Annotated in this window: 26 protein-coding genes and 1 tRNA gene; 7 read left to right on the plus strand and 20 right to left on the minus strand. The window is 64.4% G+C overall.

Annotated features, from left to right (window positions below):
* Positions 1-33: 33 nt before the first annotated feature.
* A complete protein-coding gene (locus ACFIMZ_RS15155; RefSeq protein ID WP_059932932.1) occupies positions 34-1,545 on the minus strand; it encodes a leucyl aminopeptidase in 1,512 nt (503 codons plus the stop codon).
* 122 nt (positions 1,546-1,667) lie between these two features.
* On the opposite strand from ACFIMZ_RS15155, the gene lptF reads away from it, so the two are divergent.
* The 3 genes from lptF to ACFIMZ_RS15170 are packed head-to-tail and all read left to right on the plus strand — an operon-like array spanning position 1,668 to position 4,330.
* A complete protein-coding gene (gene lptF, locus ACFIMZ_RS15160; RefSeq protein WP_431820216.1) occupies positions 1,668-2,765 on the plus strand; it encodes an LPS export ABC transporter permease LptF in 1,098 nt (365 codons plus the stop codon).
* Positions 2,766-2,768: 3 nt separating this feature from the next.
* Positions 2,769-3,917, plus strand: a complete 1,149-nt coding sequence (gene lptG / locus ACFIMZ_RS15165) for an LPS export ABC transporter permease LptG (protein ID WP_431820217.1) — start codon at positions 2,769-2,771, stop codon at positions 3,915-3,917.
* A gap of 26 nt (positions 3,918-3,943) precedes the next feature.
* A complete protein-coding gene (locus ACFIMZ_RS15170; RefSeq protein ID WP_431820218.1) occupies positions 3,944-4,330 on the plus strand; it encodes a sirohydrochlorin chelatase in 387 nt (128 codons plus the stop codon).
* Between the two features lie 86 nt (positions 4,331-4,416).
* Here the strand turns inward: ACFIMZ_RS15170 and cobA are convergent, their stop codons facing one another.
* The 6 genes from cobA to ACFIMZ_RS15200 all read right to left on the minus strand — a co-directional run bounded on the left by cobA (position 4,417) and on the right by ACFIMZ_RS15200 (position 10,632).
* Positions 4,417-5,166 carry a uroporphyrinogen-III C-methyltransferase gene (gene cobA / locus ACFIMZ_RS15175; protein ID WP_431820219.1) on the minus strand — a complete coding sequence of 250 codons (750 nt, stop codon included), beginning with the start codon at positions 5,164-5,166 and terminating at the stop codon, positions 4,417-4,419.
* An 83-nt stretch (positions 5,167-5,249) separates the two neighbouring features.
* Positions 5,250-6,566 (minus strand): sulfate adenylyltransferase subunit 1, encoded by a 1,317-nt coding sequence (locus ACFIMZ_RS15180; protein WP_431820220.1) that lies wholly within the window; start codon positions 6,564-6,566, stop codon positions 5,250-5,252.
* Between the two features lie 22 nt (positions 6,567-6,588).
* Positions 6,589-7,551: a sulfate adenylyltransferase subunit CysD gene (gene cysD / locus ACFIMZ_RS15185; protein ID WP_431820221.1), complete on the minus strand. Its 963-nt coding sequence runs from the start codon at positions 7,549-7,551 to the stop codon at positions 6,589-6,591.
* A 72-nt stretch (positions 7,552-7,623) separates the two neighbouring features.
* Positions 7,624-8,373 (minus strand): phosphoadenylyl-sulfate reductase, encoded by a 750-nt coding sequence (locus ACFIMZ_RS15190; RefSeq protein ID WP_431820222.1) that lies wholly within the window; start codon positions 8,371-8,373, stop codon positions 7,624-7,626.
* Positions 8,370-8,927, minus strand: a complete 558-nt coding sequence (locus ACFIMZ_RS15195) for a DUF934 domain-containing protein (protein ID WP_431820223.1) — start codon at positions 8,925-8,927, stop codon at positions 8,370-8,372. The genes ACFIMZ_RS15190 and ACFIMZ_RS15195 overlap by 4 nt, the downstream gene beginning before the upstream one ends.
* A 25-nt stretch (positions 8,928-8,952) precedes the next feature.
* The gene (locus tag ACFIMZ_RS15200) at positions 8,953-10,632 is read right to left on the minus strand and encodes a nitrite/sulfite reductase (protein WP_431820224.1); all 1,680 of its coding nucleotides are present in this window, start codon (positions 10,630-10,632) and stop codon (positions 8,953-8,955) included.
* 215 nt (positions 10,633-10,847) lie between these two features.
* Between ACFIMZ_RS15200 and ACFIMZ_RS15205 the strand changes: the two genes are divergently transcribed.
* The 3 genes from ACFIMZ_RS15205 to ACFIMZ_RS15215 all read left to right on the plus strand — a co-directional run bounded on the left by ACFIMZ_RS15205 (position 10,848) and on the right by ACFIMZ_RS15215 (position 13,366).
* Entirely contained in the window at positions 10,848-11,789 is a 942-nt protein-coding gene (locus ACFIMZ_RS15205; protein ID WP_059612809.1) for a CysB family HTH-type transcriptional regulator, read from the plus strand.
* Positions 11,790-11,876: 87 nt separating this feature from the next.
* Positions 11,877-11,961: transfer RNA gene (locus tag ACFIMZ_RS15210), tRNA-Leu, on the plus strand.
* Positions 11,962-12,136: 175 nt separating this feature from the next.
* Positions 12,137-13,366, plus strand: a complete 1,230-nt coding sequence (locus tag ACFIMZ_RS15215) for a tyrosine-type recombinase/integrase (protein WP_431820225.1) — start codon at positions 12,137-12,139, stop codon at positions 13,364-13,366.
* Between the two features lie 826 nt (positions 13,367-14,192).
* Here the strand turns inward: ACFIMZ_RS15215 and ACFIMZ_RS15220 are convergent.
* The 12 genes from ACFIMZ_RS15220 to ACFIMZ_RS15275 all read right to left on the minus strand — a co-directional run bounded on the left by ACFIMZ_RS15220 (position 14,193) and on the right by ACFIMZ_RS15275 (position 21,603).
* Positions 14,193-17,045 carry a DUF927 domain-containing protein gene (locus ACFIMZ_RS15220; protein WP_431822507.1) on the minus strand — a complete coding sequence of 951 codons (2,853 nt, stop codon included), beginning with the start codon at positions 17,043-17,045 and terminating at the stop codon, positions 14,193-14,195.
* Positions 17,046-17,151: 106 nt separating this feature from the next.
* Positions 17,152-17,433, minus strand: coding sequence for a hypothetical protein (locus ACFIMZ_RS15225; protein WP_431820226.1), 282 nt, complete (start codon positions 17,431-17,433; stop codon positions 17,152-17,154).
* Positions 17,434-17,442: 9 nt separating this feature from the next.
* Positions 17,443-17,790 carry a hypothetical protein gene (locus ACFIMZ_RS15230; RefSeq protein WP_431820227.1) on the minus strand — a complete coding sequence of 116 codons (348 nt, stop codon included), beginning with the start codon at positions 17,788-17,790 and terminating at the stop codon, positions 17,443-17,445.
* A complete protein-coding gene (locus ACFIMZ_RS15235; RefSeq protein WP_431820228.1) occupies positions 17,790-18,065 on the minus strand; it encodes a hypothetical protein in 276 nt (91 codons plus the stop codon). Before ACFIMZ_RS15235 ends, ACFIMZ_RS15230 begins: the two co-directional genes overlap by 1 nt.
* Positions 18,058-18,258: a hypothetical protein gene (locus tag ACFIMZ_RS15240; protein WP_431820229.1), complete on the minus strand. Its 201-nt coding sequence runs from the start codon at positions 18,256-18,258 to the stop codon at positions 18,058-18,060. The genes ACFIMZ_RS15235 and ACFIMZ_RS15240 overlap by 8 nt, the downstream gene beginning before the upstream one ends.
* Positions 18,251-18,529 carry a hypothetical protein gene (locus ACFIMZ_RS15245; protein WP_431820230.1) on the minus strand — a complete coding sequence of 93 codons (279 nt, stop codon included), beginning with the start codon at positions 18,527-18,529 and terminating at the stop codon, positions 18,251-18,253. The genes ACFIMZ_RS15240 and ACFIMZ_RS15245 overlap by 8 nt, the downstream gene beginning before the upstream one ends.
* Positions 18,519-18,701 carry a hypothetical protein gene (locus ACFIMZ_RS15250; protein ID WP_431820231.1) on the minus strand — a complete coding sequence of 61 codons (183 nt, stop codon included), beginning with the start codon at positions 18,699-18,701 and terminating at the stop codon, positions 18,519-18,521. The genes ACFIMZ_RS15245 and ACFIMZ_RS15250 overlap by 11 nt, the downstream gene beginning before the upstream one ends.
* 371 nt (positions 18,702-19,072) lie before the next feature.
* Positions 19,073-19,498: a hypothetical protein gene (locus ACFIMZ_RS15255; protein ID WP_431820232.1), complete on the minus strand. Its 426-nt coding sequence runs from the start codon at positions 19,496-19,498 to the stop codon at positions 19,073-19,075.
* On the minus strand, positions 19,491-19,736 hold the full coding sequence (locus ACFIMZ_RS15260) for a helix-turn-helix transcriptional regulator (protein WP_431820233.1): 246 nt from the start codon (positions 19,734-19,736) through the stop codon (positions 19,491-19,493). The genes ACFIMZ_RS15255 and ACFIMZ_RS15260 overlap by 8 nt, the downstream gene beginning before the upstream one ends.
* A gap of 121 nt (positions 19,737-19,857) precedes the next feature.
* Positions 19,858-20,451, minus strand: a complete 594-nt coding sequence (locus ACFIMZ_RS15265) for a hypothetical protein (RefSeq protein ID WP_431820234.1) — start codon at positions 20,449-20,451, stop codon at positions 19,858-19,860.
* A gap of 43 nt (positions 20,452-20,494) precedes the next feature.
* Positions 20,495-21,241 (minus strand): hypothetical protein, encoded by a 747-nt coding sequence (locus ACFIMZ_RS15270; protein ID WP_431820235.1) that lies wholly within the window; start codon positions 21,239-21,241, stop codon positions 20,495-20,497.
* Positions 21,241-21,603, minus strand: coding sequence for a hypothetical protein (locus ACFIMZ_RS15275; protein WP_431822508.1), 363 nt, complete (start codon positions 21,601-21,603; stop codon positions 21,241-21,243). The genes ACFIMZ_RS15270 and ACFIMZ_RS15275 overlap by 1 nt, the downstream gene beginning before the upstream one ends.
* 521 nt (positions 21,604-22,124) lie before the next feature.
* Here ACFIMZ_RS15275 and ACFIMZ_RS15280 point away from each other — a divergent pair.
* On the plus strand, positions 22,125-22,748 hold the full coding sequence (locus ACFIMZ_RS15280; protein ID WP_431820236.1) for a recombinase family protein: 624 nt from the start codon (positions 22,125-22,127) through the stop codon (positions 22,746-22,748).
* Positions 22,749-22,767: 19 nt separating this feature from the next.
* Here ACFIMZ_RS15280 and ACFIMZ_RS15285 read toward each other — a convergent pair whose 3' ends face one another.
* On the minus strand, positions 22,768-23,877 hold the full coding sequence (locus ACFIMZ_RS15285) for a type VI immunity family protein (RefSeq protein ID WP_431820237.1): 1,110 nt from the start codon (positions 23,875-23,877) through the stop codon (positions 22,768-22,770).
* Between the last annotated feature and the right edge of the window lie 2 nt (positions 23,878-23,879).

Genomic DNA, 23,879 nt, shown 5'->3' on the forward strand with positions numbered 1-23,879 from the left:
GCCCGCCCGCCCGCATTGTCGACCACGCTGCCATCACTGGCCGGCGCGGTCGATCAGGAATTGCGCGAGCAGCGGCACCGGACGGCCGGTCGCGCCCTTCGCCGCGCCGCCCTTCCACGCGGTGCCCGCGATGTCGAGGTGCGCCCACGGGTAGCTGTCGGTGAAGCGCGACAGGAAGCACGCGGCCGTCACGGCGCCGGCCGGACGCCCGCCGATGTTCGCGAGATCCGCGAAGTTCGACTTCAGCTGGTCCTGGTATTCGTCGTCGAGCGGCATGCGCCATGCCGGATCGTTCGCCTCGCGCGACGCGTCGAGCAGTTCGCCCGCGAGCGCGTCGTCCTTCGAGAACAGGCCGCTGTTGTGGCCGCCGAGCGCGATCACGCAGGCGCCCGTCAGCGTCGCGACGTCGATCACCGCGGCCGGCTTGAAGCGCTCCGCGTAGGTCAGCGCGTCGCACAGGATCAGGCGGCCCTCGGCGTCGGTGTTCAGCACCTCGATCGTCAGCCCCTTCATGCTGGTGACGATGTCGCCCGGCTTCGTCGCGTTGCCGCCCGGCATGTTCTCGCAGGTCGGGACGATCGCGACGACATTGATCTTCAGGCCCATCTCCGCAACCGCGCGGATCGTGCCGAGCACCGAGCCAGCGCCGCACATGTCGTACTTCATCTCGTCCATGCCCTCGCCCGGCTTCAGCGAGATGCCGCCCGTGTCGAACGTGATGCCCTTGCCGACCAGCACGACCGGCTTGGCCTTCGCCGCGGCGCCCTGGTAGTGCAGCACGATGAACTGCGCCGGCTCGACCGACGCGCGCGCGACTGACAGGAACGAGCCCATCTTGAGCGCCTGGACCTGCTTGAGCCCGAGCACCTCGGCCTTCAGGCCCCAGTCCTTCGCGAGCTGCTTCGCGGTGTTCGCGAGATAGGTCGGCGTGCAGACGTTGCCCGGCAGGTTGCCGAGATCGCGGGTCAGATCCATCCCGTTCGCGAGCGCGACGGCCTGCTTGACCGCGACCTTTGCGGCCTTCTCGTCGGCCGGATCGACGCTGAACACGATGCGCTTCAGCGCATGCGACGCCGGTTCCGGCTTGCTCTTCAGCTGCGTGAAGCGATACGTTTCGTTGCGCAGCGCGAGGATCGCCGCGCGCACGCCCCAGTCGGAGCCGCGCTCGTCGACCGGCAGCTGGGCCAGCGTGAAGGTGACCTGAACGACCTTGGTCGCGAGCAGCGCGCGCCATGCGGCGGTGACCGCGTCGTTATAGGCTTTCTGATTGAAAGCATCCTGCTTGCCGAGGCCGACCAGCAGCACGCGCGACGCGCCGATGCCTTGCACCTCGTGCAGGAACAGCGTCTTGCCGCGCTTGCCGTCCATGTCGCCGGCCTTCACGACGCGGGAGATCAGCCCCTTGGTCGCCGTATCGATGTCGAGCGCGGCGCCCGACAGCGTCTGCGCCTCGAAGATGCCGAGCACGATGCAGTCCGACTTGCCGGTCAGGAACCCCTTCGACTCACCTTTGCTCCAATCACAGCCTTTTATGCTAAAGTCCATCGCGCTTGTCCTCGGATAAAATCTGGGCTAAGGATGAAAGCCGCAATTATCCGCTATTTTTCCCGTGGCGGCGCGAGCGCCTGCCCACGCGTGCGCAGCTTCCCGCCCTCTTCTCTTCAAGAATGATCTTCGAACGCTCCCTCCAGCGCGAGCTTGCGTATACGGCTGGCGCCGTGTTCATGGTGCTGCTCACGATCATGCTCACGACGATGATGATCCGCATCGTCGGCTACGCCGCGTCCGGTGAAATCGACCCGAAGGACGTGCTCGTGCTGATCGGCCTCACCGTGATCGGCTACCTCGCCGTGATGCTCGTCGTCACGCTGTTCGTGTCGATCCTGTTCGTGCTGACCCGGTGGTACCGGGACTCCGAAATGGTCGTCTGGCTCGCGTCCGGCGTGAGCCTGACCCGCCTCATCAAGCCGATCGGCGTGTTCGCGACGCCGATCATCCTGCTGATCGCGTTCTTCGCGTTCGTCGGCTGGCCGTGGTCGAACCAGCAGAGCAAGATGATCAGGGCGCGCTTCCAGCAGCGCGACGAGATCTCGCTGCTCGCGCCCGGCCAGTTCCGCGAATCGGCGGCGAGCCACCGCGTGTTCTTCATCGAGAAGATGTCGCCTGACCAGAGCAAGGTGCAGAACGTGTTCGTCACGTCGACCGAGAACGGCAAGGTCAACGTCGTCGTGTCGCAGACGGGCCACACCGAGACCACGAAGAACGGCGACCGCTTCGTCGTGCTCGAGGACGGCCGCCGCTACGACGGCTCGCCCGGCCAGCCGAACTTCAAGATCATGGAGTTCGAGCGCTACGGCGTGAAGATCATGAGCAAGCCGGTCGTCAACGTGCAGACGACCAACAGCACGCCGACGCTCGAGCTGCTGCGCAACCCGACGCGCGAAAAGCTCGCGGAATTCGCATGGCGCGCGGGGCTGCCGCTGATCGCGATCAATCTGATGGTGCTCGGCATCCCGCTCGCGTACCAGAACCCGCGCCGCAGCCGCACGATCAACCTCGTGATGGCCGTGCTGATCTACCTGACCTACTCGAACCTGCTGAACGTCGTGCAGGCGCAGATCGAGCAGGGCAAGCTGTCGTTCGGCGTCGGCCTCGTCGGCCTGCACGTGATCGTCGCGGCGCTCGTCGGCTTCATCTTCTGGCTGCGGGTGCGCAACCGCCCGCTGTTCACACGCGCGCTGTTCAGCCGCTCGACGGGAGCATGATCGATGCGGCTCTTTGAAAAGTACTTCGCGCGGCAGATCTACGTCACGTTCGTCTTCATCCTGTTCGCGTTCTCGGGCCTGTTCTTTTTCTTCGACCTGATCAGCGAGCTGAACTCGGTCGGGCACGGCAACTACAAGTTCGGCTACGCGGTGCTGCGCGTCGCGCTGCAGACGCCGTCGCGCTTCTACGAGATCATCCCGGTCGCCGCGCTGATCAGCGCGATCTACGTGTTCGCGCAGATGGCCGCGAACTCGGAATTCACGATCTTCCGCGTGTCGGGCCTCGCGACCAACCAGGCGCTGCGCTCGCTGCTGAAGATCGGCGTGCCGCTCGTGATCGTCACCTACCTGATCGGCGAATTCGTCGGCCCCTACGCCGACCAGCTGTCCGAGCGCGTGCGGCTGCAAGCGCTCGGCGCGTCGGTGTCGTCGAACTTTCAGTCCGGCGTGTGGGTGAAGGACACGCTCACCGCGCGCGACAATGGCGAGCAGGTCACGCGCTTCGTCAACGTCGGCAGCCTGTCGCCGGATTCGACGATCAGCAACGTGCGGATCTACGAATTCGATTCGAAATTCCAGCTGCAGAACGTGCGCATCGCGCAGACGGGCCGCTACGAGGCGCCCGGCCACTGGCTGCTGACGGGCGTCACCGAGACCGAGCTCACGCCGATCAAGCCGATCAGCGGCCAGCCCGCCGACGCGCTGAACCCCGTGTACCGGTCGCAGCAGGTCACGCTGCCCGAGTTCCGGCTGCGCTCGGACCTGACGCCGCAGATCCTGTCGGTGCTGCTCGTGTCGCCGGAACGGATGTCGCTGATCAACCTGTTCCGCTACATCCAGCACCTGAAGGAGAACCAGCAGGACACGCAGCGCTACGACATCGCGCTGTGGCGCAAGCTGCTGTATCCGTTCGCGGTGTTCGTGATGCTGGTGCTGTCGCTGCCGTTCGCGTACCTGCATACGCGCGCGGGCGTGGTCGGCGTGAAGGTGTTCGGCGGCATCATGCTCGGCATGAGCTTCCAGCTGCTCAACACGCTGTTCTCGCACATGGGCACGCTGAACACATGGCCCGCGCCGCTGACGGCGGCGCTCCCCGGCCTGCTCTATCTGGGGCTCGGCCTGTTCGCGCTCAAATGGGTCGACCGGCACTGAGCGCCGGCCTCGCGACGGAGTTCGACATGGATTCGCACGGCATCGTCCTGTTCGCTCACGGCGCCCGCGATCCGCGCTGGGCGGAGCCGTTCGAGCGGCTCGCCGCGCGGCTGCGCGCCGCGCGCGGCGCGCCCGCTTCTTCCGTGTCGCTCGCGTTCCTGGAGCTGATGACGCCGTCGCTCGACACCGCGGTCGCCGCGCAAGTGGCGGCCGGCTGCACGCGCATCACCGTGGTGCCGGTGTTCCTCGGCCAGGGCGGCCACATCCGGCGCGACCTGCCGCAGCTCGTCGATGCATGCCGCGCCGCGCATCCGGGCATCGAGATCCGCTGCGCGACCGCGGTCGGCGAGGACGACGGCGTGCTCGATGCGATCGCGCGCTATTGCCTCGATCAGCTGGACGACGGCGCGTAAGCGCTGCGCATGCCCCACATGCCGCACAAGAAAAAAGCGCTGGCCAACAAAGCCAGCGCTTTTTCGTTTCGGACGCCCTGCTCCGCTCAGGCCGCGTCGCGCATCCTGCCGGCCCGTTTCGCGTGCTCTCCGCGGTCGGCAAACGCATCGCCGATCATCAGCAGGCTCGGCTGCGCCGGATCGAGCCACGCCTGCGCCGCGCCCGCCGCCATCTCGGCGAGCGTCAGCGTCAGGGTGCGCTCGCGCGCGGTGCTGCACGCTTCGACGATCGCGACCGGCGTCGCAGGCGCGCGGCCCGCGTCGATCAGCTCCTGCGCGATGCCCGGCGCGCTGTCGCGGCCCATGTAGTAGACGATCGAATCGGCGCGCGCCGCTTCGCGGATCTCGTCGCTGCCGGCCGCGCGGCTGTGCGTCGCAAACGCGACGCTGCGCGCGACGCCGCGCAGCGTCAGCGAGCGCTTCAGCGTCGCCGCGCCGGCCAGCGCTGCGGTGATGCCCGGCACGATCTCGTAGTCGATGCCGGCCGCTTCCAGCGCACGCATCTCTTCGTCCGCGCGGCCGAACAGCATCGGGTCGCCGCCCTTCAGCCGCACGACGCATGCATGCTCGCGCGCCGCATCGACGATCTGCTTGTTGATGAACTGCTGCGCGGTCGAGCGCTGCCCGCAGCGCTTGCCGACCGCGATCCTGCGGGCGTTCGGCGCGTAGTCGAGCATCGCGGGCTCGACGAGCGCGTCGTGCAGCACGACGTCGGCCTGCGCGAGCAGCCGGGCGCCGCGCACCGTGATGAGGTCCGCCGCGCCCGGCCCGGCTCCGATCAGATATACCTTGCCCATATTTATCGCTTCGCTTGTCCGCGAGCGCCGGCATCGGCCCGCGCCGCCCGACAGGCGGCGCGGCTCGCCGCGCAGTTTACCGATTACGCCGAGAACGCCCGGATCATGCCCGCGGCGACCGTGTGATGCGTCGCCTCGTCGATCAGCACGAACGCGCCCGTGCCCGGATGCGCGTCGTACGTGTCGCACACGATCGGCTTCTGCAGCGTCAGCGCGACGCGGCCGATATCGTTCATCTTCAGCTCGTGACGGTCGGTCGCGTGCGACAGCGTGTGCACGTCGAGCACCTGCTTGACCGCGCCGATCTTCGCGAACACCGTGCTCGTGGTCTGCTTCAGCAGGTACTTGCGCTGCGGCGACAGCGGCGCTTCGTCGAACCAGCACAGGTCCGCCTCGAGCTTCTTCGCCGGCGCGACCGCTTCGCCCGTCGCGACGAACATGTCGCCGCGCGACACGTCGACGTCTTCCGCGAGGCGGATCGTCACCGTCTGTCCAGCGAACGCCTGTTCGACGGCCGCGGTGCCGCCCGGCACCGGCGCGATGATCTCGGCGACCGTCGCGGTGCGGTTCGACGGCAGCACGACGATCTCGTCGCCGACCTTCACTTCGCCCGACTCGATGCGGCCCATGTAGCCGCGGAAATCGTCGGCCGAGCTGCCGTCCTGGCGCGCGACCCACTGCACCGGGAAGCGCAGCGCATCATGCGCCTGCGTCTCGACGGGCAGCGACTCGAGCACGTCGAGCAGCGGCTCGCCCGCGTACCACGGCATGCGCTCGCTCGCGCCGACGATGTTGTCGCCCTTGAGCGCCGACACCGGCACGAAGCGCACGTCGGCGATGCCGAGCTGCTGCGCGAGCGCGACGTACGCGTCGCGGATCTCGTTGAAGCGCGCTTCGCTGTAGTCGACGAGGTCCATCTTGTTGATCGCGACGATCACGTGCTGCAGGCCGAGCAGCTTGACGATCGCGCTATGGCGCTTGGTCTGCGGCAGCAACTGCACGACGCCGTTCTCGACCGTGATGCGCGTCGCGTCGATCAGGACGATCGCCGCGTGCGCGGTCGACGCGCCCGTCACCATGTTGCGCGTGTACTGCTCGTGGCCCGGCGTGTCGGCGATGATGAACTTGCGCTTCGCGGTCGCGAAATAGCGGTACGCGACGTCGATCGTGATGCCTTGCTCGCGCTCGGCTTCGAGGCCGTCGGTCAGCAGCGCGAGGTCGAGCTCGTCGCCGACCGTGCGCTTGTTCTTCGCGCGCGACAGCGCGGACAGCTGGTCGGACAGCACGGCCTTGCTGTCGTACAGCAGGCGGCCGATCAGCGTGCTCTTGCCGTCGTCGACGCTGCCCGCGGTGATGAAGCGCAGCACGCCGAGGTCTTCGTTGTTCTCGATGATGCTCATGATGTGAATGTCCTCGTGTGCTTCAGAAATAACCTTGCTTCTTGCGCGTTTCCATCGCGGCCTCGGACGCCTGATCGTCCATCCGGGTCGCGCCGCGCTCGGTGATCTCGGTCACCGCCGTCTCGGCGATGATCTTCTCGACGTCGTCCGCGTCGCTCTCGACCGGGCACGTGCAGCTGATGTCGCCCACCGTGCGGAAGCGCACCTGCGCGATCTCGCTCGTCTCGCCTTCACGCATCGGCGTGAGCGGCGTGACCGGCACGAGCAGCCCGTTGCGGCGCACGATCTCGCGCTCGTGCGCGTAGTAGATCGACGGCAGCTCGAGGTTCTCGCGGGCGATGTACTGCCACACGTCGAGCTCGGTCCAGTTCGAGATCGGGAACACGCGCAGGTGCTCGCCGTTGTGCAGGCGCGCGTTGTACAGGCTCCACAGCTCCGGGCGCTGCGCCTTCGGATCCCACTGGCCGAATTCGTCGCGGAACGAGAAGATGCGCTCCTTCGCGCGGGCCTTCTCCTCGTCGCGGCGCGCGCCGCCGATCATCGCGGTGAAGCCGTGCTGCTCGATCGTCTCGAGCAGCGTGACGGCCTGCGCGGCGTTGCGCGAATCGGTCTCGCGGCGCAGCACGACGGTGCCGCGCTTGATCGAATCCTCGACGTGGCCGACGATCAGCTCTGCGCCGATCTCCTGCGCGCGGCGGTCGCGGAAGTCGATCACCTCGTCGTAGTTGTGGCCCGTGTCGATGTGCACGAGCGGAAACGGCAGCGACGTCTTGCGATTCGCGCCGAGGCCGAACGCCTTCAGCGCGAGATGCAGCACGACGACCGAATCCTTGCCGCCCGAGAACAGCAGCGCCGGCTTGCTGCACTCGGCGACCAGCTCGCGCAGGATGTGGATCGACTCGGCCTCGAGCCAGTCGAGGTGGCCCATGCGGCTGCTGTCGCCGGTGGGCGGGGCAAAGGCGGATTGCTCGAGCGTCGTGCTCATGATTTCAGTCCTTCTCTTCTGGGTTCGTGCCGCCCGCTTTCGCGGGCAGCGCAATATTTGGTCTTGTGTCGTTCAGTGCGCGGCGCTTGCGTCGGACGTCGCGGGAATCGGCGTGATCGTGATGTGCAGCCCGCATTCCTTCGTATCGCGCGACTCCCACCACCAGCGGCCGGCCCGGCTGTCCTCGCCGGGACGGATCGCCCGCGTACAGGGCTCGCAGCCGATGCTCGGATAGCCGCGCGCATGCAGCGGATTGACCGGCACGTCGAACGCCTTCAGGTACGCCCACACGTCGCTCTCCGTCCAGTCGGCGAGCGGGTTGTACTTCGCGATGCCGCGCGCGTCGTCGCGCTCTTCCTCGTGCAGCTCCGCGCGCGTGACCGACTGCTCGCGGCGCTGGCCGGTGACCCACGCATCGACGTCGGAGAGCGCGCGGTTCAGCGGCTCGACCTTGCGGATGTGGCAGCACGACTTGCGCAGCTCGACGCTCTCGTAGAACGCGTTCAGGCCGTGGTCGGCGACGTACTGGTCGACCGCGTCCTGCTGCGGATGGAATTGCTCGATCTCGTAGCCGTAGCGTTCGCGCACGCGGTCGATCATGCCGAGCGTCTCCGCATGCAGGCGGCCGGTGTTCAGCGAGAAGATGCCGATCGACACGCCCCTCGACAGGACCGCGTGCGTGACGAGCATGTCTTCCGCCGCAAGGCTGCTCGCGAACTTCACCTTCGGATGGCGCGCGGCGATCTGCGCGAGCAGCGCGTCGAGCCGTTCGACCTTCGCGGCGAGCTCCGGCGTCAGCGCGGTGGCGTTGGCGTCGCTCATGCGTTCACCTTGGCGTCGGGCGTCGCTACGTCAGCCGCCGCGCCGCGGCGGCGGAACAGCGGCGCGGGCTCGTCGAACGCGCCCTGGTAGCGCTGCGAGAATTCGCCGAATGCATTCAGCGCGTCGTGGATGTCCTTGTCCGCGCGCACCGCGAACGCGTCGAAGCCGCAGCGCGACATGTACAGCAGCTGGTCGCGCAGCACGTCGCCGATCGCACGGAGCTCGCCCGTCCAGCCGTGGCGCTCGCGCAGCAGACGCGCGATGCTGTAGCCGCGGCCGTCCGCGAAGCGCGGGAACTCGACGCCGATCAGCGAGATCGCGTCGAAGTCGGCGGCGAGGTCCGCCGGCTCGCTGTCCGGCGCGAGCCACACGCCGAGCTCGTCCTTCGTCTTCGCGGCGACGAGCGCCGCGCGCTCGGCCTGCCACAGCGCGAACGGCACCAGCACCTTGCCGGCCGGCAACGCGTCGACCGCGGGCAGCGCGCCGTCTTCCGCCGCGCGCACGACCTGCCATGCGTCGTCGATCACTGCGCGGTTCTTGATAATCGAAGCCATCTGCAAATTCCTTCTACCCGGTTGGTTACGCGTTCACCGCCTGGCGCGCCGCGTAGACGCGTTCCTTGAACGGCGCGATGCCGATGCGATCATACGTGTCGATGAAGCGCTCGCCGTCGGCGCGCGACTCGACGAACGTGTCGATCAGCTTCGCGATCACGTCCGGCACTTCCTCCGCCGAGAACGACGGGCCGATCACACGGCCGAGGCGCGCGCCGTTGTGGCCCGTGCCCTGCTCGCCGCCGAGCGACACCTGGTACCACTCGGCGCCGTCCTTGTCGACGCCGAGGATGCCGATGTTGCCGACGTGGTGGTGGCCGCATGAGTTCATGCAACCGGAAATGTTCAGCGACAGGTCGCCGAGGTCGTACACGTAGTCCAGATCGTCGAAGCGCTGCTGGATCGCCAGCGCGATCGGAATCGACTTCGCGTTCGCGAGCGAGCAGAAGTCGCCGCCCGGGCACGCGATGATGTCGGTCAGCAGGCCGACGTTCGGCGTCGCGAAGCCGGCCGCCTTCGCCTTTTCCCACACGGCGAACAGGTCGCGCTTCTTCACGTTCGCGAGGATCAGGTTCTGCTCGTGCGACACGCGCAGCTCGCCGAACGAATAGGCGTCCGCCCAGTCGGCGACCTGCTCCATCTGCTGGTCGGTCGCGTCGCCCGGGGCGATGCGATGATTCTTCAGCGACAGCGTGACGGCCGCATAGCCGGGCACCTTGTGCGGCGCGACGTTGCGCTCCACCCAGCGCGCGAACGCCTTGTTCTCGAGCAGGTGCTGCTCGAACGACGCGTCGGTGTCGGCGAGCTTTTCATAGACGGGCGGCAGGAAGTACTGCGACACGCGGTCGAGCTCCGCCTGCGTGAGCGTCGACGGGCCGTCCTTCAGGTGCTGCCACTCCTCTTCCACCTGCTGCGCGAACTTCGCGGGCGACAGCGCCTTCACGAGGATCTTGATGCGCGCCTTGTACAGGTTGTCGCGGCGGCCGTAGCGGTTGTACACGCGCAGCACGGCTTCGCAGTAGGTCAGCAGGTGCTGCCACGGCAGGTCTTCCTTGATCACCGCGCCGACGATCGGCGTGCGGCCGAGGCCGCCGCCCGCGAGGATGCTCGCGACCACTTCGCCCTGCGCGTTCTTCTTCAGGTAGACGCCGAGGTCGTGGATCTGCACGGCCGCGCGGTCGGCCTTCGAGCCCGACACCGCGATCTTGAACTTGCGCGGCAGCCACGCGAATTCGGGGTGGAACGTCGACCACTGGCGCAGAATCTCCGACCACGGACGCGGATCGATTTCCTCGTCCTGAGCGACGCCCGCGAACTGGTCTGCCGTGATGTTGCGGATGCAGTTGCCCGAGGTCTGGATGCCGTGCATCTGCACCGACGCGAGCTTCGCGAGGATCTCGGGCGTCTCCTCGAGCTTGATCCAGTTGAACTGGATGTTCGAGCGGGTCGAGAAGTGGCCGTAGCTGCGGTCGTGCTCGCGCGCGATGCGGGCCAGCATCCGGAGCTGGTCGCTGCGCAGGTTGCCGTACGGAATCGCGATGCGGTGCATGTAGGCATGACGCTGCAGGTACAGGCCGTTCTGCAGGCGCAGCGGACGGAACTCGTCTTCGCTCAACTCGCCCGACAGGCGGCGGCGCACCTGATCGCGGTACTGCGCGACACGCTCGTCGACGATCGTCTGGTCGTACTGGTCGTACTGATACATTCGGGGACCCCAGGGTTTTCGTGTTGACCGCGCGACGTCCTAGCCACGTCGCGCCCGAATCTCCGTTTCGCCGCCGAGCCCGGCCATCCGCGGGCCGGTGGATTGCTAATGACGAAAACAGATATCCATATTTGAAAAACTCCGGTGAATCGTAATAAACTCCCCTTATATTTCAAACGACTAAAAAATTCTGTTGATATGCGGAAGGGTTATAAATGAACCTGCACCAATTTCGCTTCGTGCGCGAGGCCGTCCGGCAGAATTTCAACCTCACCGAGGCCGCCAAGGCGCTGTACACGTCGCAGCCGGGGGTGTCGAAGGCGATCATCGAGCTGGAAGACGAGCTCGGCGTCGAGATCTTCACGCGGCACGGCAAGCGCGTGCGTTCGCTCACCGAACCGGGGCGGATCATTCTTGCGTCGGTCGAGCGGATCCTCCAGGAGGTCGAAAGCCTGAAAAGGGTCGGAAAGGATTACGCCGCGCAGGACCAGGGCAACCTGACGATCGCGGCGACCCACACGCAGGCCCGCTACTCGCTGCCGGCCGCGATCGCCGAATTCAAGAAGCGCTTCCCGAAGGTGCACCTGTCGATCCTGCAGGGCAGCCCGACGCAGGTCGCCGAGATGGTGATCCACGACCAGGCCGACCTCGCGATCGCGACCGAGGCGATCGCCGACTACAAGGAACTCGTGTCGCTGCCCTGCTTCCAGTGGCATCACGCGGCCGTGGTGCCCGCCGATCACCCGCTGCTCGAGCGCAAGACGCCGACGCTCGACGATCTCGCGCAGTACCCGCTGATCACCTATGACGACGCGTTCGCCGGCCGCAGGAAGATCAACCATGCGTTCGCGCTGCGCGGGCTGTCGCCGGACATCGTGCTCGAGGCGATCGACGCCGACGTGATCAAGACCTACGTCGAGCTCGGCCTCGGCGTCGGGATCATGGCCGACATCGCGTTCAACCCGGAGCGCGACCGCAACCTGCGGCTGATTCCGGTCGGCCACCTGTTCGGCAGCAACGTCACGCGCGTCGCGCTCAAGCAGGGCGCGTACCTGAGGAGCTATGTGTATACGCTCGTCGAGCTGCTGTCGCCGACGCTGAACCGCAAGCTGATCGAGCAGGCGCTCAAGGGCGAAGCCGAGTCGTACGAGCTTTGACCGGCGGCCGGGCTGCTTGCCCGGTCCCGCATTTTCAGCGATAATGCGCCCTTTCGCCGCGCGCAATTGCATGCGCGCTCCGGAAAAGCCCAGGTGGTGAAATTGGTAGACGCAGGGGACTCAAAATCCCCCGCCGCAAGGCGTGCCGGTTCGATTCCGGCCCTGGGCACCAATACATAGTTTCAGGCAGTCCCGAGAATTCCCAAAACCCGCGTCAGCTCTAGGCTTTCGCGGGTTTTTCGTTTTCGGGAAGTCCTGAACGGGACCGGGGAAGCCCAAAAATTCGGGGGTAAGATTGGGGGTACGGCTTGCCGTTTTGGGGGTAAGCCGACGACAGGGACTCACACATGCTTTCAACACCCCTCACCGATCTCCGATGCCGTAACGCCCGCTACTCTGCCGGCGGCGCGGGTAACAAGCTGTTCGACGGCGGCGGCCTGTTCCTCGAGCTGCGCGCCAGCGGTGCGAAGAAATGGCGCCTGAAATATCGGTTCAACGGTAAAGAAAACCTGCTGACGTTTGGCGACTATCCCGCCGTGTCCCTTGCGGATGCCCGCACCAGGCGCGACGACGCCAAACGGACGCTCGCGGCCGGCCTCGATCCGGCCATGCAGCGCGACATCGCCCGGCACGATCAAACCGTCGCCGCCCAGAATACGTTCGAAGCCGTCGCGCGCGAGTGGCACGAAATGCAGCGCGGTAGCTGGACCGCTGACCACGCCGGCCGCGTTATGGATCGGTTCGAAAATGACGTGTTCCCGCATGTCGGCCAGCGGCCCATCTCCGAAATATCAGCGCCCGAGCTGCTCGCCGTGATCCGTCGTATCGAGAACCGCGGCGCGCTCGAAACCTCCCGCAAAACGCACCAGACGTGCGGACAGGTATTTCGCTACGCGATCGCGACCGGCAAAGCAGAGCGCGACCCGACGCCCGACCTACGCGGCGCGCTCAAGACGCGAGCTGTAAAAAACATGGCCCGCGTCAGCGAAGGCGAATTGCCGGAGCTACTGGCGGCGATTGACGCCTACGACGGCGACAGGCGAACCAAACTCGCGTTGCGCCTGCTGTCTCTCACGTTCGTCCGCACCGTCGAACTGCGCTTCGCAGAATGGTCGGAATTCGACCTGGAGCGCGCCGAGTGGCGCATCCCGGCTCCGCGCATGAAGATGCGGCAGCCGCACATCGTGCCACTATCGAGGCAGGCGCTCGCCGTCATTCAGGCTATCCGCGACACGACGACGAACAAGCGCTGGCTGTTGCCGAGCCCGCGCAACCCGGAACAGCCTATCAGCGAGAACACGGTCCTGTACGCGCTGTATCGCATGGGCTTCCACGGCCGCATGACGGGGCACGGCTTCCGGGGGCTCGCCTCGACCATCCTCAACGAACGTGGCTTCAATCCGGACTGGATCGAGCGTCAGCTCGCGCACACGGAGCAAAACAGCATCCGGGCCGCGTACAACCATGCGCAGCACCTGCCGGAGCGGCACCGCATGATGCAGTGGTGGGCCGACTATCTCGACCAGCAGCGCGGGGCGAACGTGATCCCGCTGCACCCCGGATCGGCCAGCGCCTGACCCGCCGCCGACAGCTTTCCACGCGCGGGCCTGTGCGTTTTTGCCTTTCGCGCGTGGCGGCGCGCGGCGGGGCGCTTTTCCGCGCTGCTGACGGGCTCGCGGCGACGCGGGCACCTCTACACCTTGCCGCCTCTCTACCAGCCGCACCAGCAGGCCGCCATTCCGACCCTCCCCCTCTTCCAAAAACGCTCGCCATAAAAATGGGCCTGAACGTGCGGTCCCAAACGGACCTCGCCAGAGATAAACACCCCTCCCCCTGTTGAGCCGACCGACCGGGCCGCCCGCGCCCGGTGCGTGATGCCGTCCGCCGTCGATTGCATACCAAGTCGCAACAATGCCGAGCCGCTCCTAACTCTACGGAACATCACCGCAGACACGAAGAATTCCTTACACGACAAGGCTCTGACGGATTCGATAGCCGTCCCCGTCGTCCTCTTCTCCCTCCTACCTATCCATTTTTCGCGGTGACATTGGTGACTTCGGTGACGCGCCTATAAGCATTTGATTCAATTGAATCTTTTCTGTCCGATCGATGGTGACAGAGTTTTTCGGCTTGGTGACTCTGGTGACAGGCGGTCTGGATTGTTGCCTCATTGGCAAGAATGCGTCCGGCTTCGCGTCACCGCGCCTCCTGCTGGATCATCTCCGCCACAACCGCCAACCGCGCAAAAAGAATCCGCCCGTGCCGCCACCGCCGCACCGAGCGATTCAAGCCTGCTCGGCCTGAATTCGATTCGCCCTACGGGCGGAACCCTGAATAGAAAAACGGCCGGGACACGCCACCATTCAGCAACGCATCCCGGCCGCCCTCAAGCGACGCTGGCAATCAGGCCACGGATATATCGAAGATCGACGGAAGCACGTGATAAGCGCGGATACGGCCCAATCCCGGTACGCGAACCTGCATGTCCGGCCGGCCGTTGCCCGTCGTCATCAGCACATTGCATTCGATCAACGTGCGCGCTACGGCACGGTGATCGAAGCCTCGACACACTTCCTCACGGAATACCTCCGGCAACACAAAGAACTCCATTTCCGTCTGCTCTGCATCGGCGTCGGATATTTGCTCACCGAACTCGCTCATGTACTCCTGATTCGTGTTGACCGACCGGCCGCCCTTGACCATCCGCTTATAGCCCGCACGGTGCATCACGTTCGCTCGCCGGTCGTCGGTCGATCGCTGCATCCAGATAAAGCGCGCGTCGCCGTGTGCCTCGAAGAATGCCCGGACCTGGCGTAGCATGGCGATCGTCTCGGCGTTCCCGTGACTGCCGCGCAGCGTCAGCCACGACTTGAACACCGCTTCCGCTGCCGCCATCGACGCCCCTTCGTTCCAGCCGGTGACGCCCGCTTGCGTTGCCAGCTCGCCCGCCGCACCGACCAACGCGAAGCGCTGCGCAACGCGTGCGACCTGACCATGCGCACCGTCCGGCACCCACGCATCAACAAGGCTCGCGATCATGGCGGCCAGCACGTCCGGTATCTGCTCGGCGTTTTCCGATGCATGCCGAATAAACGCAATGCCGGGCTCGCCGTAATATTGGGCTGCTGCCCGCACGATGTGATCGGCAAGCGCCTTGGCGGAGTGAAATTGATGCAGGGTTTCGAACATGCCGAGTCCGTGTCCGGCATCGGCCGGAATGGTCGCGAGCCGCACGCCTTGCCCGGCCTTGGCCGCCTTGCTCGCCTCGCCCATGATCGCAACCAGGTCTTTTTCCCCGCTCGACAAAAACAGCAAGCGCCACGTCGTGACCGGTTTCGCTGTCGCCGTGCGCGTCGCTCGCCCCTTGCCGGCCTCGTTGCCGATCATGTAGACAATATCGCCAACCTCTTTCGGGTCGACCTGTCCAATTTCATCGAGGATCAGCAACGTATCGGAGTGCTGCGCAGCCGTCGACTCCATCGCATTCCCCGTTGCTCGCCAGCTCCGCAGAAAATCCCGGCCGCCGAACACAGACGCGGCCACACGTAGCGCCGTTGTCTTACCCACCGTACTGTCGCCCATGAGGTGAAAGCCGCCGGATTGCTGCCCGGACGCGGCCAGAAGCGCGCCCGCGAATGCACACGATACGCAGAACATCAGGCGACTGTTATCGATGCAGAGCGCGGCCACCTCCCGCCGCCAATCGTCAAGCGTGCCGCGTTGCTTGAACGGGCTTTCGACCATGCCATCGGTCTGAAAAATCGTCAGCTCGCTTCCGGCTCCGATGGTTTGATCCGGCAACACGAACGCATCGCCATGCCAGCCGACACGCCCCGTGCAGCGGGCACGCTCGGCCGTGCGTGCACTCTGGATATACGTCGCGAGCAACTGTTTCGCGTGCGCCGTGGGCGCGATATTCAGCCCCATGTCCATCAGCACGGCGCGATATTCCGAACCGTCGCCGGCCAGCATCCGGCGCGGCATCGCCCAATGTTTCGGCTTCCCGTCCCGATCGGAGAATTCGAGCAAGACGCCCCATTCCGTGTTCGCTTCGTTCCGCGTCTCCGCGACAATTTCCAGCGGCTCACAGATCCATTGCGGCGGAAGCGCGTCCCCCTCTTTGTTCACGCCGAAATACCACACGCCTTTTTCGTCGACCGTGAACCGCGACTGGCTATCGGCAGGGGCGCGGGCGTTTTTCGGGCGCTTGGCGGGCTTCGCGGCTTCGACTGGCGCATCAGTGTCGCCGGACGCTCGCGAACCGCTTGCCGGGGCCGCAGCGCGCACGCACGCCGCCACGGCATCCGACCCGCGATGCGCGGCCAAATCATTGAAATCCGTACCAGCGGCAGGGCGATCCGGGCCAAAGTCCGGAACGGCCACCGCACCGCCGACCGCCTCGGCCGCCGCCCGGGCCTTGGTGACGCCCGGATTACGGGGCGTCGCGTGATCGTCATCCGCACATAGCACGATAGCGGCATCGGGATACCGGCAACGCAATGCCGTCGCGACGGCCAGCAAATTCCCGGCATCGAACGCGACGGCCGCCGGCACCCCCGTCGACGCCGCGAGCGTTGCACACGTCGCGTAACCCTCGCCAACCAGCACCGTTGACGACACGTCGCCGCCGACCAGGGCGAAGCTGCCGGATTTACGGCCGTTCGGGAGAAATCGCTTTTGACCGTCCGCCAGAATAAATTCCAGCGTCCATAATTCGCCGGCCGCGTCTCGAGCCGGAACGATCAGCGCCCCATCGCACGCCGCATCACCGATGCATAAATCGCCACGGTAGACGCGCAGCTCGCCGGCCGCGATTTGTTTGCGAACGAGGTAGGGGTGATCGGCCGGCGCGGACTCGGCCGCCTCCCAAATCGACGCGGCGAGCGTTGCCGTTTGGCGTTGCTTGGATGCGATGCCCTTTTTCTCGGCCTCTTCGCGGGCGGCGCGGGCCGCCTGCTGGCGCTTGCGCTCCGCCGGAGCCACGGGCTTTGCCTTGTGCGCACGCGGGTCAAAGCCGCTTTGCTTGGCAAGGTGGAACAGTGTATTGACCGTGATCCTACCGCCCTTGAACGACTTCCACACGTCGCGCACGTCGGCCGCCTTATAGCTGCTCGCGCCTTGGCTCCACTCGTCCCAGGCGGCGAACGCTTCGTCGCCAAACTCCGCCTTGAGCGCCATCCCGACCTTTTGCCACGTCTCGCGGTCATCCGGCGGGATATAGCCGAGCGCGATGCGAGCGCGCTCGAATTCGGATATGGATTCGTTACTCATAAATTCCTGTGCTCGGCGCACCGGGCAGCCATACGATAAGTAGTACTAATCGCATGGCATACCTTTCCGCGCGTCAATGTCGCCTGTGCCGCTACTTGCGGCCCGGCGTTCCGTTTTGCATGTCGTGCGCGTATCCGTACAGGCCGATCGCGTCCGACAGCAGCGTCGTGATCGCGCTCATTGCCGACCGGAACACGGCCGCATCACCGGAGCTACCGGTTTCCACCGCCGTCTCAATCGCGGCGGCCAAATCCCGCGCTTGCGTCGCGCGGATCGTCGCCTCATCAAACACGTCCGTCACGTCGCCGCCATGCATCAACAGCACACGTGCATCGCAATAGCCAGTCAGCGGCGGGAAATTGGTCCGTTGCATGGCCGCCCCTTAGTGAGTCGTGCGCGGATCGCGCGTGACGATGCCAAGGGCCGCAAGCGTATGCTGCTGAATACGGCCCATCAGGCCAGCCGTGAAGGCGTAGCGGCTTTCGTTGAGGCGACGCGCATCCATGTCGCCATCCGCCCGCATTCCGGCCGCCATCGTTTGCACGAATTGTTCGGTCTGGTACGCGGCATAGTCGTGCAGGCGCACCGAGCCTTTCAGTTCCAGCCACGCATCCGCCGTCACCGCTCCGAGCGTCACGGCAAATTGCAGCGCAATCGGCGCACCGGTATCGAGCGGCGGCGCGTTGTCGAAACCCTCGATAACCGCGGTTCGAATATGCTGGCCGTCCATTACGCATTGCTCCCATCGTTTGAATTCGTGTCATCGAGCGCATCGACCACTTGGCCCGACAGCTCGGTCGCAAGGAAGATCACGTCCGTCAGAAACCCATCGGGGACGTAGTTCAATTCATCGAAACGCAGGGTTGAAACGACCTGCAGTAACGACTCCAATTGACGGGCACGAGTCGCGGCAAGGCCATGCTTGTTCGTATAACCCGGAAGGGAAACGACCAAATCGCCGTCCGGTCCGGTTGAAATTTTGCGGCGCACGCCTCGATCACGCATGGCAGACCTCCCCGTCACGACGTTGCAATTCAAGTGCGAGCGGTTCCGCCAGTTCGAGCACGTGACGGAGCATGCAGCGGGTCGGCACATCGCAATCGAACGCGTCATCCGGCAGGGCCGCATGCAGCGTCTTGACGATGTTGTGGATCTTCCACGCGCTATCCATCAATTCAAAATTCGTCGGATTAGCCATGACGCACCTCCGCGCCCGTGGCCGCACCGGATACCAGCTCCGCGACGCCGCCGGCAACCTCTGCCGCCAACATGCCAGCAAGCCACAGGACATTTTCGCGATGATGCGGATTCATGCCGTCGAAGGCCTCCCACCCATCACCGGCGAGCATCGCCAGCAACGATTCGAGCTGCCGCGACCTGGCGGACACGTAGTCAGCGACCGCGCTGAAGTTCGCGAGATCGACGCAAATACCGTCGGGGTGCGCCGAAATTTGGACGTTATTGACCATCGCGCACCTCCGTCCGGGCGAGCGAAGCAACGGCCGAAAGAGCCGCGCCGGTAATGTCGAGCGCGTCTTGATAGGTCGGTGCGAGCGCAGCGGCGCGCAAGGCGTCTGCAACGATTCGATTGATGTGCGATTGGAAATTGCGCCCGGTATGGGCGTGCCTGGACTGGCGCATGTTGCGGCCTCCTTTTGCTGGATAGGAAGCCTGCCGTCTATCGGCCAAGATAGGGGTGGCAGGCGCAAGGCATTGGGGTTGGCCGACCGGTGCAAAAGGAAACCGGCACACCCGAAGGTGTCCCCTCAACCAAGGCCCGCCATAGGAAATAGGCGCGCGAAGGCGTACGGACGAAAAAATACCGCCATTGCGGCGGTCGTCCGCCTTTTGCATACCGAGCGGCCAAGCCCGAATCGCTGTTGTCTCAGCGATGCGCATAGGATACTGCGCAAGGCGGCGCAACGCAAACCGGCAGTGTGACGCACCAGCCGGAAGGCCATCGGCCGATCCGCGACGGAACGGCACGGCGTCATCGTGTTTTCGAGCGCGGATCAATGCGGCACCTCCGCATCGGTCAAATCGCCCGGCGCTGCGCCGCACGCAGTGGCTGTCGGCTTCACCAACGCCGACAACTCCGCCAGGAACGATTCGACCGCGTAGAGGAAGCCACCCACATAGGCCTCTTCAACCTGCTCGAAAGCGTAGCGCCCTGGCTCCGTAACAGGCGGTGACGCATGCTCAAGCACCTTGCGATAGCGGCCCGCCTCGCGGCGCAGCGCGGCGTGCAGTGGCACCCGATATTCGGAAGCCAGCCACACGCGGCCAGCTCGTTCGCCTGCCGCAATATGCACCCGTTGCCACGACGCAAACCACATATCAATGCTCGCGCGGTCCGCTACACCATCGATCGCGCCGGCAAGAGTTTCGATAGCCTTTTTGACGCTCGCGGCTTTCTTGTTCGGACGCCCCTTAGCCATGCGCGACTCCCGAGCCGGCCCCGCGCTGCTGATCGATCAGACCACGAATCCACGCATCTATTTCCGCTTCGCGCCACGCGACAGCACGCGCACCGACCTTGACGTTTTGCGGGAACTGGCCCGCAGCCATACGCCGATAGACTTCGCTCTTGGAAAGACAGGTGCGGGCGATAACTTCGCTCGCAGGAATCAAGCGCTCCGGCACGCGCGCGGGCTCTAGAAAATTAACGTGCTGCATACTCCCTCCGGTATTGAATTCCCACGGGACTGCATGGGACAACCGGAGTATCTGGCGGCGGCGGGGTTCATAAAATTCCCACCGACCGGCCAATTCCCCTGTTTATGCGATGACTGGGTATTTATTCTTTTTTCTTCGGACGCCCGGCCCGCAGCCTGACGTTCGGCATAGCTTCCCGATACCACGCCTTCAACGTCTCCGATGTGTAGTTCATTGTCGATCCGAAGCGCCGATTCGCAGCGTGTACCAATTCAGCCACGTTCCGAACGGGGCCGCACTCGTCGCGAGCCCAAGTCATGAAACGCCTTTTATCAACCTGATCCCCCCGCCGGATATAGCCCTGCCGAGATCGTTCAAGCCGCTCCACAAGCGTCTTTTGGTCTTCGCGACAGGCCCGGATAAATCGAAGGCGCTCCTCGTCGCGCATCGAACCCGATGCCGCAGCAATGACAATTGCACGCATCACGTCGAATCCGAAATCCGGATGCCCCAGCAGTTCCCCGACCCGGCCTCGATCCCCAGCGAATACAGCCTGCAACATATCCATAGCAAGGCCGCGCGGACGATGCCGCTCAATCTGCATGCGCGTCTGCTCAATGAGCGAATAGTGCCGCCCGGTTTTCGGATTTATCGTCGGCAGAGGATCGACTTCTACCGGAACCCCGTCGATCATCTCGATTCCGAAAATATGGTCTATTGGTTTTGGCAATGGCATTCGCTCATCTCTCAATAATTGCGGGCACGGCGCGTATAAATCGCTATACGATGCCTGTTCCGTCCAGCACCATGAAGCGCGTACGCCAACACTCCCGGAAGGTCGTAACGTTCGGCGTGCGCCCGCCGTTGAACACACGGGTTCCCCATGTGACGGCATCCCCGGAAACGCTCACCGTTCCAATTTCGAGGATGTCCCACAGCAACTGGTTCGAGTTGGACGACCCCCAGATATAGTGGGCCGACCAAAGCGCGGAGATCAGCACCGGACGACCGTAGGACTTGGAGCGATCCGGCGGGTTAGGTGCACCGGCCACGACCCATCCAAGGTCGTCGCCCATGTAGTTCTCTTGGATCACGTCGAGGACGCGATAGAACGGACTCGTCGCATCAGCAATCAGCGATCCACGTTCATCGAACACCTGCAAACCGAAATTGCTGGAACTGGCGGGCACCTTCGAGAATACGAAGAAGCGCACCATCGCTTGTTGTGTCGTGATCAGGCGCACCGTGAATTGACGCCCGTTACCATCGAGCGCCCCGGCGTCCCAAAGCGCAACGCCGATGCCCGGATCAGCGTGGAACGCGTATAGAGGCTCGTCGGCCGCGAAGGTGAAAGAGCATATCCAATACTCGCCGTAAAACTGCCTCCCGTGTCCGTCATTCCAGACAGTTGGAACCCTCGTTCGCTGAGAAACACCAGACATGGACTGTACAAGTTGGTAGTTCGGCGTCAGGCCGTCAATCTGAAAGACGCCACTATCGGAGAATGCTTGGAATCCAGCTGTCATCAGAACACTCCGTAGATGAGCCACCCTGTGACGGGCGTTCGGTAGCTGTTCCCTCCGTCCGTGCTGTACCGCCATCGCACGCCGCGTGCATCAATATCGATCACGGGAACAGGGGCATTCATAGAGATGTGTTGAAACAGCCAGTCCGGCATAAAGGACCAGAAGGGCTGGCCGGCCGACAGATCCACATCAATTCCGCCATCCGTTCCGTTGAGCTTCTGGATACCGCGTAATCTCCCGCAGCGTGTCGTTCCGTCGAGGACGAGTTGTCCCCGCTCATTCCAAATTTGCAGGCCTGCCGGCATATGTCCCCTCTCGTTGTTAGTTGGCATCAACGCCGACAAGCGGAAGATCAGGCCCACCAAAAGCGGCGTTCCTGGGGCAGGCCGCAGCGACACGCTCGGCGGTTGGGACGGTTCGATTGAGGTGCGATTGGGAAATGCGCGCGAGATAGGCGCGTGCTGACTGACGCATGGTGCGGCCTCCGATGGTTTCGATAGAACCCGGCTGCCGCTGTCAAACGGGGTGGCCGGGCACATGACAGGGTTGACAGACCGGCCCATCGGAAACCGGCGTGCGCGAGCGCACCCCCGCCAAGGCCCGACCATAGAGGACGTGCAATGACGCGCGGGCAAAAAAATACCGCCGTAAGGCGGTTGCCCGCCGATGGAATTCCGGCTGTCACCCCGGTTCGCTGCTGTCTCAGCGACGCCGTGAGGATACTGCGCCCGATCGCGCGACGCAAACCGGATAACCCGTGCGCAGACCCATGTACAAAACCGACCGGTTTTGTACACCCGTCGCCCACCCTGTTCAAAAGATAGCTTGATCTATTTTCGTTCACCCCTCATAATTCGTTCACCCCTTTTGAACAGTTTCCGCCATGTCCCGCACTTTCTGTTACGCCCGCGTCTCGACAAATGACCAGACCACCGAGAACCAGGTGCGGGAAATAACCGCGGCCGGCTTCGCGGTCGAACCGCAGCGCGTCGTATCGGAAACGGTAAGTGGATCCGTCGCAGCGGCGGAGCGCCCCGGATTCTCGCGGCTGCTGGATCGCCTCGAGCGCGGCGACGTGCTCATCGTGACGAAACTGGACCGCCTCGGCCGCAACGCGATCGACGTGCGATCGACCGTCGAACAGCTCGCGGCGATGGGTGTACGTGTGCACTGCCTTGCACTCGGCGGCGCAGACCTGACCAGCGCGGCCGGCAAGATGACGATGCAGGTCATATCGGCTGTCGCCGAGTTCGAACGCGACCTGTTGATCGAGCGGACGCAATCCGGCCTCAAGCGTGCGCAAGCGGCCGGAAAGCATTGCGGCCGGCCGCCGGCACTGAGTGACGCCGAGCGCGCAGCAGTGATTGCCCGCCTCGACGCTGGCGCAAGCGTTGCCTCTCTCGCGAAAGAATTCAATACGAGCCGACCGACGATCATGCGCATCCGCGACTCGCGCCCTGTTCCAGCAGCACGCTCACCGGAAGCCGAAGGGCTCGACCTGTATTGATCCTACTCGCGACGAAACATCACGATGCCGGCGACAGTTTCGGCGTCTTATGCAGCTCGACCCAGTAGCTGTTTATCTCGTCGTCGGGCACGTTGAAGCGCTGTAACCATGCCTCTGTTGCCACGCGAGTATTGAGTAACGGTGCGGTGCTGTTGATCGTGCCGCTTTGCAGAATGTCAGACTGTTCGGCCACGATCGAGCGCAGCGCGTGATTTACCAGCACGTACGCGGCTGGCGGCCCCGGAGGTATCCCTTTCCCTCTTGGCACTCCGGCGGCTGGTTCCGGGCCGGCTTGGATGATGAGACCGCCATTGTCGAACGACGTCTTGCGAAACCAGTCCGGTGGAAGCATCAGTTTGTCCGCGCCTCCGACCTGGCGAACAAAATCGGCATCGAGCGCCGTCAGCCAGTCAACCGTCTTGATCCTGTCACGCGTAACGATGGTCGCGTGTGCCATTGGGTTCCCGACATCGATACCGGGTCCGTACAGCCGCGACCAAAAATTCTCGCTCGCTTCGTTGGGCTCCCGCTCAGTGGGCGGGAGGTTTACGCCAAAACCAGCGTGCCCCCAAATGGTCGGCAATGCCTCAACGAACTCCGCAAACAGCCTCTCGAAAATGCCGGGGCACAACTGCAGGAACCCGCGCGGTACGCTGAATTTGAGGGTATCAAGCGCGTAATCAGCCTGCCAATCTTCAAAGCAAAACACACCGAACGAAAAGAAGCCCGCCGCAAGCTTATGGTCGGCGCTCGTCGTTTCCGAAACAACGAGTGCGCTGCTCGACTGGTCTAGCGCCAAGCTCGGGAATTTACGCGCCTTGTCAAAAGCAACCGGGCTCTTACCTTCCTCGTAGAACCAGCGCATCGGACCGGCGCGCGGCGGCTCCGTCCCGGCCGCCCTGGCGTAGACCTTCGCATATTCATCGAGGGCCGCCATGTAGCTGTCGTAGCACTTCACCAGGGCGTCACGCACCGGCTTGGTATATCCGTCCTTGAAGTACACCACGCCCCGGACGACAAGAGCTGCGCCGACTATCGCCTTTTGGTAAGGGGGCTCATAGAGCCCAAAGGGCAAGGTGTCTTGTCGTCGCGGGTCATGAGCCCATGCGACCAATTCGTCTTTCGTCATGA

This window comes from Burkholderia sp. F1, from assembly GCF_050813845.1.
Taxonomy (GTDB): domain Bacteria; phylum Pseudomonadota; class Gammaproteobacteria; order Burkholderiales; family Burkholderiaceae; genus Burkholderia; species Burkholderia ubonensis.